Annotated in this window: 13 protein-coding genes; 10 read left to right on the top strand and 3 right to left on the bottom strand. The window is 55.7% G+C overall.

Translation table 11 applies throughout. The features are described 5' to 3' along the window. Positions 1–5: 5 nt before the first annotated feature. The 10 genes from IXC47_RS03445 to IXC47_RS19510 all read left to right on the top strand — a co-directional run bounded on the left by IXC47_RS03445 (position 6) and on the right by IXC47_RS19510 (position 12,254). Entirely contained in the window at positions 6–590 is a 585-nt protein-coding gene (locus IXC47_RS03445) for a pyridoxamine 5'-phosphate oxidase family protein (protein WP_195874702.1), read from the top strand. Between the two features lie 282 nt (positions 591–872). After that, entirely contained in the window at positions 873–2,264 is a 1,392-nt protein-coding gene (locus tag IXC47_RS03440; RefSeq protein WP_195874701.1) for an MFS transporter, read from the top strand. A gap of 291 nt (positions 2,265–2,555) precedes the next feature. Next, positions 2,556–2,822, top strand: a complete 267-nt coding sequence (locus IXC47_RS03435; protein ID WP_230089371.1) for a DUF1427 family protein — start codon at positions 2,556–2,558, stop codon at positions 2,820–2,822. A gap of 228 nt (positions 2,823–3,050) precedes the next feature. After that, the gene (locus IXC47_RS03430) at positions 3,051–4,892 is read left to right on the top strand and encodes an amidohydrolase (protein WP_230089390.1); all 1,842 of its coding nucleotides are present in this window, start codon (positions 3,051–3,053) and stop codon (positions 4,890–4,892) included. A 4-nt stretch (positions 4,893–4,896) separates the two neighbouring features. Further along, positions 4,897–5,316 carry a DoxX family protein gene (locus IXC47_RS03425; protein ID WP_195874700.1) on the top strand — a complete coding sequence of 140 codons (420 nt, stop codon included), beginning with the start codon at positions 4,897–4,899 and terminating at the stop codon, positions 5,314–5,316. Then, positions 5,316–6,896, top strand: a complete 1,581-nt coding sequence (locus IXC47_RS03420; RefSeq protein ID WP_195874699.1) for an MFS transporter — start codon at positions 5,316–5,318, stop codon at positions 6,894–6,896. The genes IXC47_RS03425 and IXC47_RS03420 overlap by 1 nt, the downstream gene beginning before the upstream one ends. 79 nt (positions 6,897–6,975) lie before the next feature. Next, positions 6,976–7,668 carry a hydrolase gene (locus tag IXC47_RS03415; RefSeq protein ID WP_175625519.1) on the top strand — a complete coding sequence of 231 codons (693 nt, stop codon included), beginning with the start codon at positions 6,976–6,978 and terminating at the stop codon, positions 7,666–7,668. Positions 7,669–7,866: 198 nt separating this feature from the next. Next, the gene (locus tag IXC47_RS03410; RefSeq protein WP_195874698.1) at positions 7,867–10,977 is read left to right on the top strand and encodes a sensor histidine kinase; all 3,111 of its coding nucleotides are present in this window, start codon (positions 7,867–7,869) and stop codon (positions 10,975–10,977) included. 2 nt (positions 10,978–10,979) lie between these two features. Then, the gene (locus IXC47_RS03405; RefSeq protein ID WP_175626075.1) at positions 10,980–11,609 is read left to right on the top strand and encodes a response regulator; all 630 of its coding nucleotides are present in this window, start codon (positions 10,980–10,982) and stop codon (positions 11,607–11,609) included. Positions 11,610–11,732: 123 nt separating this feature from the next. Beyond that, positions 11,733–12,254 (top strand): helix-turn-helix transcriptional regulator, encoded by a 522-nt coding sequence (locus IXC47_RS19510; protein WP_195874697.1) that lies wholly within the window; start codon positions 11,733–11,735, stop codon positions 12,252–12,254. A gap of 73 nt (positions 12,255–12,327) precedes the next feature. Here the strand turns inward: IXC47_RS19510 and tal are convergent, their stop codons facing one another. The 3 genes from tal to zwf form a co-directional block, all read right to left on the bottom strand. After that, positions 12,328–13,263, bottom strand: a complete 936-nt coding sequence (tal, locus tag IXC47_RS03395; protein ID WP_195874696.1) for a transaldolase — start codon at positions 13,261–13,263, stop codon at positions 12,328–12,330. Positions 13,264–13,354: 91 nt separating this feature from the next. Further along, entirely contained in the window at positions 13,355–14,212 is an 858-nt protein-coding gene (locus tag IXC47_RS03390; RefSeq protein WP_175625523.1) for a MurR/RpiR family transcriptional regulator, read from the bottom strand. 15 nt (positions 14,213–14,227) lie between these two features. Further along, entirely contained in the window at positions 14,228–15,697 is a 1,470-nt protein-coding gene (gene zwf / locus IXC47_RS03385) for a glucose-6-phosphate dehydrogenase (RefSeq protein WP_195874695.1), read from the bottom strand. Positions 15,698–15,740: the final 43 nt, after the last annotated feature.

Here is a 15,740-nt window from a genome sequence, read left to right as displayed (position 1 = left end):
CCGAGATGCGTCGTACCGACCTTGCGTGGGATGACTGGCCTGCCATTCATGCCTTCCTCAAGGATCAACTGATCTGTCGCGTCGGCGTGCAGGATGAGCCGTTTCCCTATGTCGTGCCGCAAAGCTTTACCTTTGTGAACAATACCTTCCTCATACACTGTTCGCGCTTCGGCAAGATGGCGAGCCTGATCAGGGCGAATCAACACATCACGATAGAGGTGGATCAGCCGGTTGCCTTGTTGAAAGCACCGAAAGGGCAAAACACCAGTCTTGAGTATTACAGCGTCATCGCCCGTTGTATCGCCGAGATACGGGAGGGAACCGATGAAGTTCGCTCGCACCAGAACCAGGCCCTGGATAAATTCCGTCCGGAAAAAGGGTATAAGCCGATAGAGGATGGAGCGGCGAATCAGATCGTGGCATTCAATTGCAAAATCATCGAGATGACAGCCAAGAAACGCATACTTGCTGATGGCCAATATTCGCCACCGGGCCAGCCGCAAGCACCTTATGTGCGTTTCCCGTTTCCTGCAGGGGCCGCGCTATCGTCTCTGGGGACGGATGCATTCGATCCGGATCGCTTCAAGTAACACTCGTTTTAGCTGGTACACGGGCAGTCATATCGCAAGGTATGGCTGCTTTTTTTATGCATACAGCTGGACATAGCATGGTCGGAAATATGCATGCCAGCAATGTAGTCGCTTCACTTTTTTCTCATTTCTCCAGTCATTTTTTGCAACATAAAAATGGCGTGCAGGCGATAGAGGATGGCCGCTTCTAAAGCGCCATCTGCATGGTCTCGGAACACAGTACGAGGTCAGCGAAATATATCGCTACAACGACGTTTCAAAAAAATATACATAGAGGATTCCATGAGAAAAAATGATCTTGAGACCGCAGCGATTAGCGCTGCCGACAGGCTGGAGCGCCTGCCCATCTGCAACTACCACCGCTTCCTGTTTATGGTGATTGCGCTGGCCTTCTTCTTCGACAACCTGGACCTGGCGATGATGGCTTACCTGCTGGGTTCGATCAAAACCGAATTCGGCCTTACGACTGCGCAAGCAGGCATGCTGGGCAGTGCCAGCTTTGTCGGCATGGCACTGGGGGCGGTCAGCTCGGGCATGCTGGCGGATAAATTCGGACGCAAACCTATCTTCCAAATCAGTATGATTATCTGGGGTCTCGCGAGCTTTCTTTGCTCGACCGCACAGGATCCCGTTTCACTTGCTATTTATCGCGTGCTCTTGGGTATCGGCATGGGTATGGAACTGCCGTTGGCGCAGACCTTGCTGTCCGAATTCATACCGGCGAAGCAACGCGGAAAATACCTGGCCCTGATGGATGGTAACTGGCCGATTGCATTTATATGTGCAGGTTTGATGTCTTACTACGTGCTCGCATCGTATAGCTGGCGCACGATGTTTATGCTGGGTGCCATACCTGCGGTATTCCTTTTTGTCGTGCGTCGTTATGTACCCGAATCACCGCGCTGGTTGGAATCAAAAGGCAGGCATGCTGAAGCTGCACAGATAGTCGGTGGCATAGAGAACGAAGTACAGCGGATACTGAAAGTGGATTCCTTGCCTCCGATTACCCAGACTGCAATGATGCGTGACCAGGGTAGCTTTGGGCTGAAGGTTTTGTGGTCGCCGATTTATCGCCGTCGCACACTGACAGTCTGGGGTTTGTGGTTCTTCGCATTGCTGGGCTTTTACGGCTTGAATACCTGGATAGGCGCATTGCTGCAGCAGTCCGGGCTGGAAGTCACTAAATCCGTACTCTATACCGTGTATATCGCCTGTGGTGGCATACCTGGCTTCCTGTGGGCAGCATGGGTGGTAGAACGTTGGGGCCGCAAACCAGCTTGTATCTCGACTCTGGTAGGTGGTGCAGTCATGGTTTTCATCTATGGGTGGGTAGCTAGTTCAGCGCATACATTTGTTGCATTGGTATCGGCCGGTGCGATGATGCAGTTCTTCATGTTTGGCATGTGGGCGGTGCTCTACACATATACCCCTGAGCTGTACCCGACAAGAGCCCGTGCATCTGGCTGCGGCATGGCTTCTACCGTCGGACGTCTCGGCTCATTATTGGGGCCTACGATCGTCGGCGTGATTTTGCCCCTGGTCGGGCAGATTGGTGTCTTTACCGTTGGGGCGGGTTGCTTCGTGATTGCCGCATTTATTGTCTATCGATTCGGCATTGAGACGCGTGGTTTGTCGCTGGAAGAAATTTCGGAAATCAAGATACGGAAACATTGAAGCACTGATCCTGTTGAGCTTATAAAAATGCGGTTGGTGTTCCACTCTGACAGTGACACCAGCCGCAAGCTATTACAGTTTTTATCGCCGATAGGTTGCTGAGCTGATCACCCGGCGTGGCTCGCCAAAGAAACAGCCATAGGTACAGGTGCCAATGCTGAGCTGGTCGTTACGGCTGTCGACAGGCAGTTCCGGGACGCAATATTTGCCAGTAATAGATAGCTTTTTCTGAGCGGAAATAGCATTCTGATCCAAGTGTCTCCCGGGCGGATCGCAGATAATCCGCCGCATATGATGATTTTTAAAAGGTATTCCATGTACCTGATGTCTATCGGCGCTGGCGTATTGGTCGGGGTGATTTACGGATTGCTTCATGTGCGCTCCCCCGCGCCGCCAGCTATCGCCCTACTGGGACTGCTTGGGATGTTGATCGGCGAGCAATTGGTACCGATTGCCAGCCGCATCATCCAGCGGGAACCCATCACGCTCTCCTGGTTTTGTGAAAATTGCTCTTCCAAAATTACAGGCGTTGACGCGACAGAGCAGGGCAAGAAATAACGACCTTATCCCTTCCACGCTTACTCTCACCAGACGGGTCTCCTCATGAATAACAATCGCAGAAATATACTGAAGTCCGTTGCTTCCGGTGCCGCACTGGCAACCCTGGGCGCGATGGCAGGTCGTTCCACTCCAGCTGCAGCGGCATCGGCCGGTGCCAGCCTGCCTGCTACCGCACGCGGGCCAGCTGACAAGGTCGCAAAGGTGGCAGCAGGTGCGGGTACGACGATGATTTTGATTAATGGCCGTTTCCACACGGTGGATAAGAGTCGCCCACTGGCGACTGCGGTCGCGATCAAGGATGGCAAATTCCTGGCAGTCGGTGACCTGGAAGATGTGATGCGTCATCGTACGCCGGAGAGCCAGGTGATAGACCTGAATGGCCGTACCGTGATCCCGGGTTTGAATGACTCGCACATCCATCTGATACGCGGCGGCTTGAACTACAACCTCGAATTGCGCTGGGAAGGCGTGCCATCTTTGGCCGATGCTTTGCGTATGCTGAAGGAACAGGCATTGCGCACGCCAAGTCCGCAATGGGTGCGTGTGGTCGGTGGCTGGACCGAGTTCCAGTTTGCCGAGAAGCGCATGCCGACGCTGGATGAAATCAATGCCGCGGCACCGGATACACCGGTGTTTGTATTGCACTTGTACGACCGTGCTTTGCTGAATCGCGCTGCCTTGCGCGCGGTGGGTTATACCAAGGACACGCCGAATCCACCGGGCGGTGAAATCCAGCGCGATGCGGCCGGTAACCCGACCGGCATGCTGATAGCCAAACCAAATGCACTGATCCTGTATGCGACGCTGGCCAAGGGACCGAGCCTGCCGCGTGAGTTGCAGGTGAACTCAACCCGTCAGTTCATGCGCGAGCTGAATCGCCTCGGCATCACCAGTACCATCGATGCAGGCGGCGGCTTCCAGAACTACCCGGAAGATTACGAAATCATTGATCAGCTCGCACGTGAACAGCAGTTGACTGTGCGCATCGCCTACAACTTGTTCACACAGAACAAGGGCAAGGAGCTGGAAGATTTCCAGAAGTGGACAACCATGATCAAGCCCGGCCAGGGCGACGATTTTTACCGGCATAACGGTGCGGGTGAGATGCTGGTGTTTTCAGCTGCTGACTTTGAAGACTTCCTCGAGCCGCGCCCTGAGTTGGCGGCGGGGATGGAAGATGAATTGGAAAAGGTAGTGCGTCATCTGGTGTCGCAACGCTGGCCGTTCCGTCTGCACGCCACTTACGATGAATCTATAGGTCGCATGCTGGATGTGTTCGAAAAGGTAAACCGCGATACGCCATTCAATGGCTTGCGCTGGATGTTCGATCATGCAGAGACGATTACGCCACGCAATATCGACCGTGTACATGCACTGGGCGGTGGTATCGCGATTCAACACCGGATGGCATTCCAAGGCGAATATTTTGTCGAGCGTTATGGTGCCGAAGCGGCGGCACACACACCACCTATCAAGCGCATGCTCGAATCAGGCGTGCCGGTCGGTGGTGGTACCGATGCGACCCGTGTTGCCAGCTACAACCCGTGGACTGCTTTGTACTGGCTGGTATCCGGTCGCACCGTAGGTGGCATGAAGTTGTACCAGACCGGTGCGCAGTTATCACGTGATACGGCTTTGGAATTGTGGACCAATGGTAGTGCATGGTTCTCCAGCGATCAGGGCAAGAAAGGTCGGATCCAGGAAGGTCAGCTGGCCGATCTGGCGGTACTGTCCGCGGATTTTTTCAGCATACAAGAGGACGACATCAAGTCGCTGGAGTCAGTGCTGACCGTGGTGGGTGGCAAGGTTGTGTTCGGTGCCCATGAGTTTGTAAACCTCGCACCACCACCGATACCTGTATTGCCGGACTGGTCGCCAGTGAAAACCGTGCCTGGTCATTACCGTCGTGTGAATGCCAAGCAGCAAGTCGCAGCCTTGCCGCATCAATGCGCTGGTGCGTGTGGTGTACATATGCACGCACATGATGTGGCACGCAAATCCAACGTACCGATTTCAAATTACTCCGGCTTTTGGGGCGCACTGGGTTGCAGCTGTTTTGCGTTCTGATGATATGACGAAAAATTTACCTTTTCTGTCCGTGCCGCAGATCGATCTGGGCTTGTTGTTCTTGCGCGTGAGCGGCGCTTTCATGCTGTTCCATGTGCATGGCTGGCCCAAGATCATGCATTACAGCGAAGAGCTGGTTCGTATCGAAGATCCGTTTGGTTTCGGTACCAGCTTCTCTTTGCTGGCGGCGATTTTTGCCGAAGTGATATGCGCGATCCTGATCGCGCTGGGCTTGCTGACGCGCCTGGCCAGCCTGCCGGTTATTTGCGTCTTGCTGGTGTCGATGTTGATCGTGCATACGCAGTGGTCAATCGCAGAAGGGCAGTTTGGCTGGCTGTTGATGATTATCTTCGGCTCGATCGCGCTGTGCGGTCCCGGCAAGTTTTCCCTTGATGCAGTACTGCAACGCAAGCGGGTGGCGTGATGGCAAATTCTTCGTTTAGCCCGTTACACAACAAACTATTCCGCGCGCTGTGGCTGGCCACGGTCGCATCGAATATCGGTACCTGGATGCATGACGTGGGTGCAGGCTGGATGATGACCTCACTCAGCACTGATCCTTTCATGGTGGCGCTGGTGCAGGCTGCGACCAGCTTGCCTATGTTTTTGTTTGCCTTGCCCTCTGGCGTGCTGGCCGACATTATCGATCGTCGCAAATATCTGTTGTTTGCGCAGTTCTGGATGCTGATTACCGCAGCGGTACTGAGCGCACTGGCCTTCGTCGGCATGGTGACACCTGAAATCCTGCTGGCGGCGACCTTCTTCCTCGGCGTCGGTGCAGCGATGGCTGCGCCACCGTTCCAGGCGATAGTGCCGGATCTTGTCGCGAAGGAAGACCTGGCCGCGGCGGTTGCACTGAACTCGCTGGGGATTAATATCAGCCGCGCGATCGGGCCAGCACTGGCCGGTATCATTTTGTCCTTCGCCGGACCAGCCGTGGTGTTCACTCTGAATGCCTTGTCGGTACTGGGTGTCGTCGCTGTGCTGTACTTCTGGCAGTCGCCGAAGAAGGTACAGCGTTTGCCCGCTGAACATTTCCTGCCTGCAGTGCGTGCCGGTCTGCGTTATGTGCATGCAGCACCGGTACTGCGCGTGGTTCTGATCCGCGCGGTTGCCTTCTTTGTATTCGGCAGTGCCGCCTGGGCCTTGTTGCCGCTGGTGGCGAGGAATGGCCTCGCTCTTGGTGCTGGTGGTTACGGCATCCTGCTAGCATGCATAGGGCTCGGCGCTGTCGTCGGTGCACTGGTCTTGCCGGGTATGCGCAAGCGCTATTCAAATGACGTGCTGGCACTCGGTGCGACATTAATCTTTGCCGCTTCCATGCTGGCGCTGGCGATGATGAAAAGCGCAGTGCTGCTGGGCGTGATCCTCTTGTTTTCCGGTTTCGCCTGGATTGCCATGCTGTCCATCCTGAACGTCGGCGCACAACGCAGCTCCGCAGGCTGGGTCAAGGCTAGGGCACTGGCCGTGTATCTGGTGGTGTTCTTTGGTTCGATGGCGGCGGGCAGTGCGATCTGGGGGCAGACCGCGGGCAAGCTCGGTACATCCAATGCACTGATTATCGCGGCGGTCGGCATGGTCCTGTTCTGTGCGACGGCATTGCGCTGGCGTCTGGATTTATCGCCAGACCTGAATCTGGCACCGTCCAAACACCTGAGCAAACACGATGTGGGCGATGGGGCAGCAGGCCCTGCGCATGATTCCGGCCCGGTCATGATCACGGTCGAGTATCTGGTTGCGCCTGAAAACCAGGCCGAGTTCAAGATTGCGGTGCAGGAAATGCGTCGCGTACGCCGTCGTGGCGGCGCACTGACCTGGGGCATCTTCGAAGATACCGTACAGCCTGGTCGCTACATCGAAACCTTTGTCGTTGAATCCTGGCTTGAGCATTTGCGTCAGGAAGATCGTTTTACCGAGAACGATAAAGCCATCACCTTGCGTGCGCACAGCTTCCACATCGGACCTGACGCGCCGCGTACTGAACATTTTATTGCAGCTGTATAGGGCAAGTGCCTGGAATTTTTGCAGGTTTTATTTATGCGACTCACTATTCGTAGTCGCTTTCAATTGAATGGAGCATGGTATGAGCAATCCGAAACTGGAAGTATTGACACCAAGTAATTCGCAACTGATCTTCATCGATCATCAGCCGCAAATGGCTTTCGGTGTGCAATCGATAGATCGCCAGACCCTGAAAAACAATACGGTTGCACTGGCCAAGGCTGGCAAGGTATTTAATATCCCTACCATCATCACGACGGTGGAAACAGAAAGCTTCTCCGGTCACACCTATCCGGAATTGCTGGATGTATTCCCGGGCAAGGAAATCCTCGAGCGCACTTCGATGAATTCATGGGATGACCAAAAGGTGCGTGACGCCTTGAAGAAAAATGGTCGCAAGAAAGTCGTGGTTGCTGGTCTGTGGACCGAAGTTTGCAATAACAGCTTTGCGCTGTGCGCGATGCTGGAAGGCGACTATGAAATCTACATGGTGGCTGATGCTTCCGGCGGTACCTCGCTGATGGCGCATGACCTGGCGATGCAACGCATGATCCAGGCTGGCGTGGTTCCTGTCACCTGGCAACAAGTCATGCTGGAATGGCAGCGCGACTGGGCGCGCAAGGAAACTTACGATGCAGTGACCTCCATCGTGAAAGAACACTCCGGTGCTTACGGCATGGGTATCGACTACGCCTACACCATGGTGCACAAGGCTCCGGCACGCTCGGTCGGCGCACACGAAACATTGGCACCAGTACCAGCTCCGGTACGCTGATAGCGGCAAGCTTGCTGCACAGGTGTGCAGCAAGCGCAGATCGCATGCGTAAGGCCATCGTCTGCATGGACGGTGTCTGCCTTACTCCTGCCATCTTTATCCGGCTACCTATGGCTGCGGTATCAAGTAAACTGCTCGCTCGACGACTATGCTCCCGTCGCTGATCGCAGCGGGAATTGGTCGTAAATTGGTCGTATCATGCAGACAGCGACTGTTTTATCCCATCCGACCATCATGAACGTGTTCCATACCCTGGTAGCGACGATATGTAAGCCTGCCAGGCCAGGCCGGGTCACGCTTGTTTGCGGCTGTCTGGTTTTGCTGGCGCTGCTGGCGAGCAGCAGACTGCTGGCAGCGAGTATTCCATCACTGGAACATCTGGAACACCGGCGCTGGCTGGCCGCTGACGGCGGCCCCAGCCAGGTCGGCGCGATCGCGCAGACACGCAATGGTTATCTCTGGCTGGGTACCAATGACTCCTTGTACCGTTTCGACGGTTCCCGTTTCGTCCGCTATGAAGCGCCGGATGGCAAGGCGCTGGGCATAGTCTCGGCGCTGCTGGCGGATGGTGATGATTTATGGGTGGGCTTGCGCGCCGGAGGCGTGGTGCTGATCAATCCCCAAGGGATGCATCGCTTTGCTTTCGACGCCTCCCTGCCTGCCGGTGTGGTCTATAGCCTGGCGCGCGATCGCAAAGGCGTCATCTGGGCCGCTGCCGAAGACGGGCTGGCACGCTACGACGGCAAGCGCTGGCACTCTGTTGCCGTAGATTTGAAATTCCCTGGCCGCAAGGCGCGTACTGTATTCGTAGACCGTAGCGGCACCGTGTGGGCGGTGAATGAGTATCGGCTGTTTTATTTGCCGGAGGGCGCGCAGGCTTTCATGGATAGCGGGCTCGCGGTGGAAGGTGTCAGCAATATTGCACAGAGCGCAGATGATTCCATCTGGATCGCTGAACGTTATAGCGGGAAATTGCATAGGATCGTGTCGGCCGCAGGCAAGCTGTTCATCAGCCGCGCAGGTAGTGCGACTTCCAGTGGTTTGCTGTTTGATCGCAGCGGTGCCTTGTGGATCAGTACCCTGGGGCGTGGCCTGAAATATGTCGCGACACCGACTGATGTCTATGCGACCGGGGCACGCGAACGTTTTACCAGCAAGGATGGTTTGAGCTCCGACTACGTCTGGCCCATGCTGGAAGATCGTGATGGCAATGTGTGGGTCGGCACCAACGCCGGTCTGGATCGCTTTCGCCCGCGCACCTTGATGCCATCCGACTTTCCGATAGATGCATTGAACTATGCATTGGTTGCAGGTGCGGACGGCAGTATCTGGGCCGGGAGCAGTAATCGTCCGGCCATGCGTGTGCAGGGCGGCAATTTATATACGCTGACCATGCCTGCACCCGTCACCAGTGCTATCCGTGATAGCAGCGGACACATTTGGATGGCGGGGCCGGGTGGTATCTGGCGTTCGGAGGGAGAGCGCCTGGTTTTTGCTGCGCACTTGCCGACTGGTGCGCCCGCGGATTCTTCGGTGCGCGCCATGGTGCATGATGAAGACGGGAATCTGTGGGTTGCGATTAATCGCCTGGGGCTGTTCAAACTGCATGCAGGTGCATGGAGCCAGGTGCCTGCGCCGACGACAGTAGCCAGTCAGTTGATGCCGGTGGTGGCTGCCGCCGGTACGCAGGGACGGCTATGGTTTGGTTATCGCGACAATCTGGTCGTGATGCGCGATGCGAACGGCGAAAAGCAGTGGAGCAAGGCGGATGGCCTGAATATAGGCCATATCACCGCGATTGCGCCGCAGCAGGGACGTACCTGGATAGGAGGTCAACATGGACTGGGCTTTATCCAGGATCAGCGTTTCCATGCGGTGCAGATGCCGGGCAACGGTTTGTTCGACAATATCTACGCGATCCTGGTCGTGCCCCGTGAGGGCAGCGAGGATCTTTGGATACATACCAAGGCCGGGATATTCGAGTTGACTGGTAGCGAGTTGCAGCGTGCGCTGGCCGATCCCGCATATCAGATACGCTATCGCTCCTATAACCTGATGGGGGGACTGGCGAATGATCCTTATCAGGTCTTGCCTTTGCCAACGGCGATGCGGGCCGAAGATGGCTTGCTTTGGTTCTCCACCAGCAATGGCGTGATGTGGATAGATCCACAGCGGCCACGACAGGATGATGCGGTGCCTGAAGTCACCATCGAGTCGGTCAGCGTGGATGGTGCGTATCTGGCGCAAACCACGGCGACCACACTGGCAGCGAATGCGCAGCGTATCGTGATTGACTATGCGGCACTGAGTTTGTCGGCACCGGAAAGTTTGTCATTCCGCTATCGTCTCGATGGCTACGACCATGGCTGGCATGACGCCGGACGGCAGAGCGAGGCGACCTATACGGCGCTGGCGGCCGGCAATTATCGTTTCCGCGTATTGGCTTACAACAAGGATGGTTTGCCCAGTTCGCAGGAAGCGGTGTTTGCTTTCACGATTCCGCAGGTGTTCTACAAACAACCGTTGTTCCTGTTGATTGCTGGCGTGGCGATCTTTGTGTTGCTGTGGATTTTTTACCGTATCAATGCGCGTCGTGCTGCCGAACACATGCGCACGCGGATGGAAGAACGGCATGCTGAGCGCGAACGTATTGCGCGTGAATTGCACGATACTTTATTACAGAGTGTCTATGGATTGATCCTGCGTTTCCAGGCGGTGGCACAATCGATACCGGCTGATCATCCGGGCCGGATAGGCCTGGAAAAAGCACTGGACCGTGCCGACGAAGTATTGATAGAAGGGCGTGACCGGGTGCGCGATTTGCGCAATGAAGTGGTGACAGGTGATTTGCATGATTGCATACGGGCCCTGGGCGTCAGCCTGGCGTATGACGGCAGCGCTGCCTTTCATCTGTCCGTGATCGGCACGCCACTGCCATTGCGTGCGACTGTGCGCGACGAGATTTACCGCATCGCGCATGAAGCAATTAATAATGCGTTCCGCCATGCCCGGGCACAGCAGGTGCTGGTAAAAATCGAATATACGCTGCGTGGCTTCCGCATGACCATCAGTGACGACGGCGTCGGCATAGACCAGGCCTACATCAGCATTAAAGGGCGCCCGGATCATTGGGGCCTGCGTGGCATGCACGAACGAGCGCACAAGATAGGTGCGAATCTGAATATCAAGAGTATCCGGAATACCGGTACCGAGATCGTACTCAGCATGTCGGCCAGGTTGGCTTACCGCAATATCATGCGCTGCTGGTTAAACCGGATCAGCTGGCGCAAGAAACCAGGAAGTGAGTAGTGATGACTGCAAATAAAACCATACGTGTACTTGTCGCGGATGACCATCCGTTAATGCTGGAGGGGATCGCTGCGGTGATCGGCAGTCAAAGCGATATCGAGCTGGTCGGTGAAGCCGCGGACGGTAATGAGGCGCTGGTTCTGTTTCGCACGCTGCAGCCGGATGTGACGCTGATCGACCTGCAAATGCCGAATGCGAATGGCATAGATGCGGTGCGCATGATACGTGCCGAATTCCCGCAGGCGCGCATTGCAATACTCACGACTTATCGCGGTGATGTACGCGCCTTGCATGCGATCAAGGCTGGTGCACAGGGCTATTTGCTCAAGAGTGCCTTGCGCAAGGAGTTGTGTGATGCGATACGCGCACTGGCAGCAGGGCAGCGTTATTTTCCGCCGGAAATATCTGCCGAACTGATGGAGTATATGGGGCAGGATTGCCTCAGCCCGCGTGAAATCCAGGTACTGAAGCTGATCGCGCAAGGCCTGAGCAATAAGCAGATTGCGCAGGAACTGGTATTGACGGAGGATACGATCAAAGGCCATCTGCGCAGCATCATGGACAAGCTCGGTGCCAACAACCGTACGCATGCGGTGACCATAGGCATAGAGCGCGGCTTTATAGAGTTGTAGTCAGGCGCGTAAACCACACTTTAGTGTAGTTTTACTTCCCCCAGCCAGGGGCTGTTGCACACGGGCTTACGCACGCATCATTCTTGCTTGTGTATTTGATGTGATGTTAACAGGAGCCAACTCGTGCATACCCTCCCACTGCGCCGCCCGCCGCATAGCTATCCCGCACGCAAACCTGGGCAGACAGCAGCATCTGCACTCAATATTATCGACATCTCTTTTCAGGAAGAGAGCAGTAAGCCAGAGCAGGCCGGAAAGAACGTCCTTGCTGCCTGGCAAATCCAGCGTCTGAATGCGTATATAGACGAGTGCATGGCGACGCGTATCCGCACCATGGATCTGGCCGCTGCACTGGAATTAAGCGTGAGTCACTTTTCACGCATCTTTAAGCAAAGCTTGGGCGTTTCGCCGCGTATCTATATTTTGCAACGACGTATTACGACGGCTTGCAGCAGCATGTTGCTGTCAGACCTGCATCTCACTGACATCGCTTACATGCATGGATTTTGCGACCAGTCGCATTTCACCCGGGTTTTCAATTCCGTTCATGGTGTTTCGCCGCAAGAGTGGCGCAGGCTGAATAAACTCAGTCAGTCCGCAACGGATTACATACCGACGCTCGCATTGAATGCTGTAGCTGCGTAAGCAACGCAAAAGGGCAAGGTTGCCCTTGCCCTTTTGCTTGAAAATCAGCTGGTCCGAACGGAGCAGCGCCGATTTACTTTACTGATTCAATCAACTTGTCGAGTTTGACTGCATCGACGCAGAATGCACGTATGCCTTCTGCCAGTTTCTCGGTTGCCATTGCATCGTCATTCAACAGGCTGCGGAAGGTTTTTTCATCCAGCGTGAGTTTGACGATGTCTGCATTCTTCGCTTCTGCCGGTACCAGCTTGCGTGTCAGTGGGGCGTCGGTTTCAGCCAACTTCTGCAAGAGTTCCGGGCTGATGGTCAGCAAGTCGCAACCAGCCAGCTCGATGATTTGTGAGGTGTTACGGAAGCTGGCACCCATGACTTCGGTCGCGTAATCGAATTTGCGATAGTAGGTGTAGATGCGCTTGACCGATTGCACGCCCGGATCATCTGCGCCGGTGTAGTCGGTACCGGTCGATTTTTTGTACCAGTCGTAGATGCGGCCGACGAAAGGCGAGATCAGTTGCACGCGTGCATCGGCGCAGGCGATGGCTTGCGGCAGCGAGAACAGCAAGGTGAGGTTGCAGTGTATGCCTTCTTTTTCCAGCACCTGCGCAGCACGTATGCCTTCCCAGGTCGATGCGATCTTGATCAGGACGCGGTCACGCGAGATACCCGCTGCTTCGTACAGGCGGATCAGGGTGCGGCCTTTTTCAATCGAGCCTTCAGTGTCGAAAGACAGGCGCGCATCGGTTTCGGTGGAAACACGACCAGGAATGACTTTCAGGATTTCCTGGCCGAAGGCGACCAGCAAGTGATCGACGATTTCATTGGTGCTTTTGCCCGCGTGGTCGCGCGCGACCTTTTCCATGATGGGACGGTACTCATCCTTCTGTACAGCCTTCAGGATCAGCGAAGGATTGGTCGTTGCATCTTGTGGTGCAAAAGCCTTGATCGACTGGAAGTCGCCTGTGTCGGCAACTATGGTGGTGTATTGCTTCAGTTGTTCGAGTTGGTTCATGGCACGCTAACGTTGGCTGTAAGGGGAGGTATAGACAAGCTTATTGTACGCAATGTTTCGCCATTTTTGCTGCCAGCTGAGCAGGCAAATCTCACGGCGCTTGCAGGAAGGAGTCGAATTGCAGGTCGAATTTCTGCAAGGCCTTTTGCGCATGGAGCATTTTTTTACGGCGTTCGGGACTGAGGCGCAGCGCCAGGCCGACCGCCAGGATGTCGATGACGACCAGATGCGCGAGGCGGGCCGAGATCGGTGTGTATGGGTCGGTATGGAAGTGCAAGTCGATAGGAATCAGTACTGTCGCCAGTTCGGCCAGCGGTGTGCCGCTGGGTGCCAGCACGACGATAGCCGCGCCTGAGCTGCGCGCCAGTTGCACGCTGCGCAGCAGCGATACGCTGTTGCCGCGTTGCGAGATGGCGACCACGACGTCACCTTTCTTCAGCAGGGACGCAGCGATGCTGTGTATGTGCGGGTCCGAGTAGGCGACGGTAGGTACACCGGAGCGGAAGAATTTATGCTGGGCATCGGCAGCGATGATACCGGACGTTCCCTGGCCGTAAAATTCTATGGTGTTGGCACGTCCCAGCACCTGCAAAGCCTGTTCTATCGCATTCGCATCCAGGCTGTTGCGCAGGTCGAGCAGGGTGTTGATGGAGCGGTTGCAGACTTTATCAACCAGGTCGGCCGCCATGTCGTCCAGCACTGGCGATGCGCCATCACCAGTAGACAGCGCCAGGCCCTGCGCCAGTTTGAGTTTGAAGGCTTGCCAGCCGTCGAAACCGATGGCGCGGCAAAAGCGCACCACGGTCGGCTCCGAGACATCGGCTTTTTTCGCCAGTGCAGTGATGTTTTCTGCGATCGCCAGTTCAGGCTGTTCCAGTACGGCCAGTGCGACTTTCTTTTCCGATTTGGAAAGCGAGTCGTATTGCGTGCGTATGGAATCGAGCAGCATGCCGGTGTATTCCGCTTATTCCGGCAGGGCTTCTTCGCGCCATTGCAGGCCGTCGCGCCCGATCAGCGAGCTGGATGCGGCTGGACCCCAGGTACCGGATGCGTACGGCAGCGGTTCATTGCCTTCCTGTTCCCAGTAACGCAGTACCGGTTCTACCCACTCCCAGGCAGCTTCGAGTTCATCGCTGCGCATAAACAGAGTCAGCTGGCCGCGCAAGACGTCCAGCAGCAGGCGTTCATAGGCGTCCATGCGTGGTGCCTTGAAGGTTTCTGCAAAGTCGAGTTCCAGTTCGACCGGTTTCAGGCGCATGCCATCGCCCGGTGTTTTCGCCATCAGGTTGAGTTGCAGGCCATCGTCCGGTTGCAGGCGGATGACCAGGCAGTTCGGCTGGAAGCTGCTGGTCGATTGCGCAAAGATCGAATGCGGGATCGATTTGAAACGCACCACGATTTCTGCCAATTGGTCAGCCATGCGCTTGCCGGTACGCAGGTAGAAGGGCACGCCAGCCCAGCGCCAGGTATCGATCTCTGCTTTGACGGCGACGAAGGTTTCGGTATTGGAATCAGGGTCGGCAGTTTTTTCCTGGCGATACGCCGGTACCGCGACGCCATTGACGTGACCGGCGCGGTATTGGCCGCGCACGACATTCTTGGCCAGGGTGTTTTGTGTGAAAGGTTTCAGCGAGCGCAATACTTTCAGCTTTTCATCGCGCACAGCATCCGGTGTCACCGACAGTGGTGGCTCCATCGCCACAATACACAGCAGTTGCAGCAAATGGTTCTGCATCATATCGCGCAGCGCACCGGAGGTTTCGTAGTAACCCATGCGGTTGCCGACACCGATTTCTTCCGCAATCGTGATCTGTACGTCGGAAATCCATTCACGACGCCACAACGGTTCAAACAGCACATTGCCAAAACGCAGTGCCAGCAAGTTTTGCACCGCCTCTTTGCCGAGGTAATGGTCGATACGGTAGATCTGCGATTCCTTGAAGACCTGGCTGACTTCCTGATTGATCTGTTTCGCGCTGGCGAGATCACGACCCAGCGGCTTTTCCAGCACGACGCGGGTTTGTTCTGTTGCGAGGCCGCGTGCCGACAGGTTGTGGCAAATGCTGGCAAACAGGGTAGGCGGCGTCGCCAGGTAAAACACGCGGGTCACGCTGCTGCTGTCGCGCAAGGCGTCATTCAGCGGCTGATAGGTGTTGGCATCGCTGGCGTCCAGCGCGACGTATTTGATACGGGCGCAAAACTTGTCCCACACGGCCTGGCTGAAGGTCTTTTCGTTGATGTGTGATTTGGCGTTCTCATTCACGGTCTCGATGAACTCGGCTGTGCTGCGCTCGTTGCGCCCGACGCAGATGATCTGGGCCGTGGCAGGCAAATCCCCGGCGCGGTCACGTGCATACAGCGCAGGAATCAGTTTGCGCATCGACAGGTCGCCGCCGCCGCCAAACAAGACAAGATCAAAATCGGTAAGAGCCATGATGAAGGGTTTTAATGTAAGTAAGTGTTCGTCAGAACGTTAT

It is taken from the genome of Herminiimonas contaminans (assembly GCF_015645465.1).
Classification (GTDB): domain Bacteria; phylum Pseudomonadota; class Gammaproteobacteria; order Burkholderiales; family Burkholderiaceae_D; genus Oxalicibacterium; species Oxalicibacterium contaminans.
The sequence above is the reverse complement of the archived record's forward strand: the minus strand, read 5'-3'. Positions and strand labels throughout refer to the sequence as shown.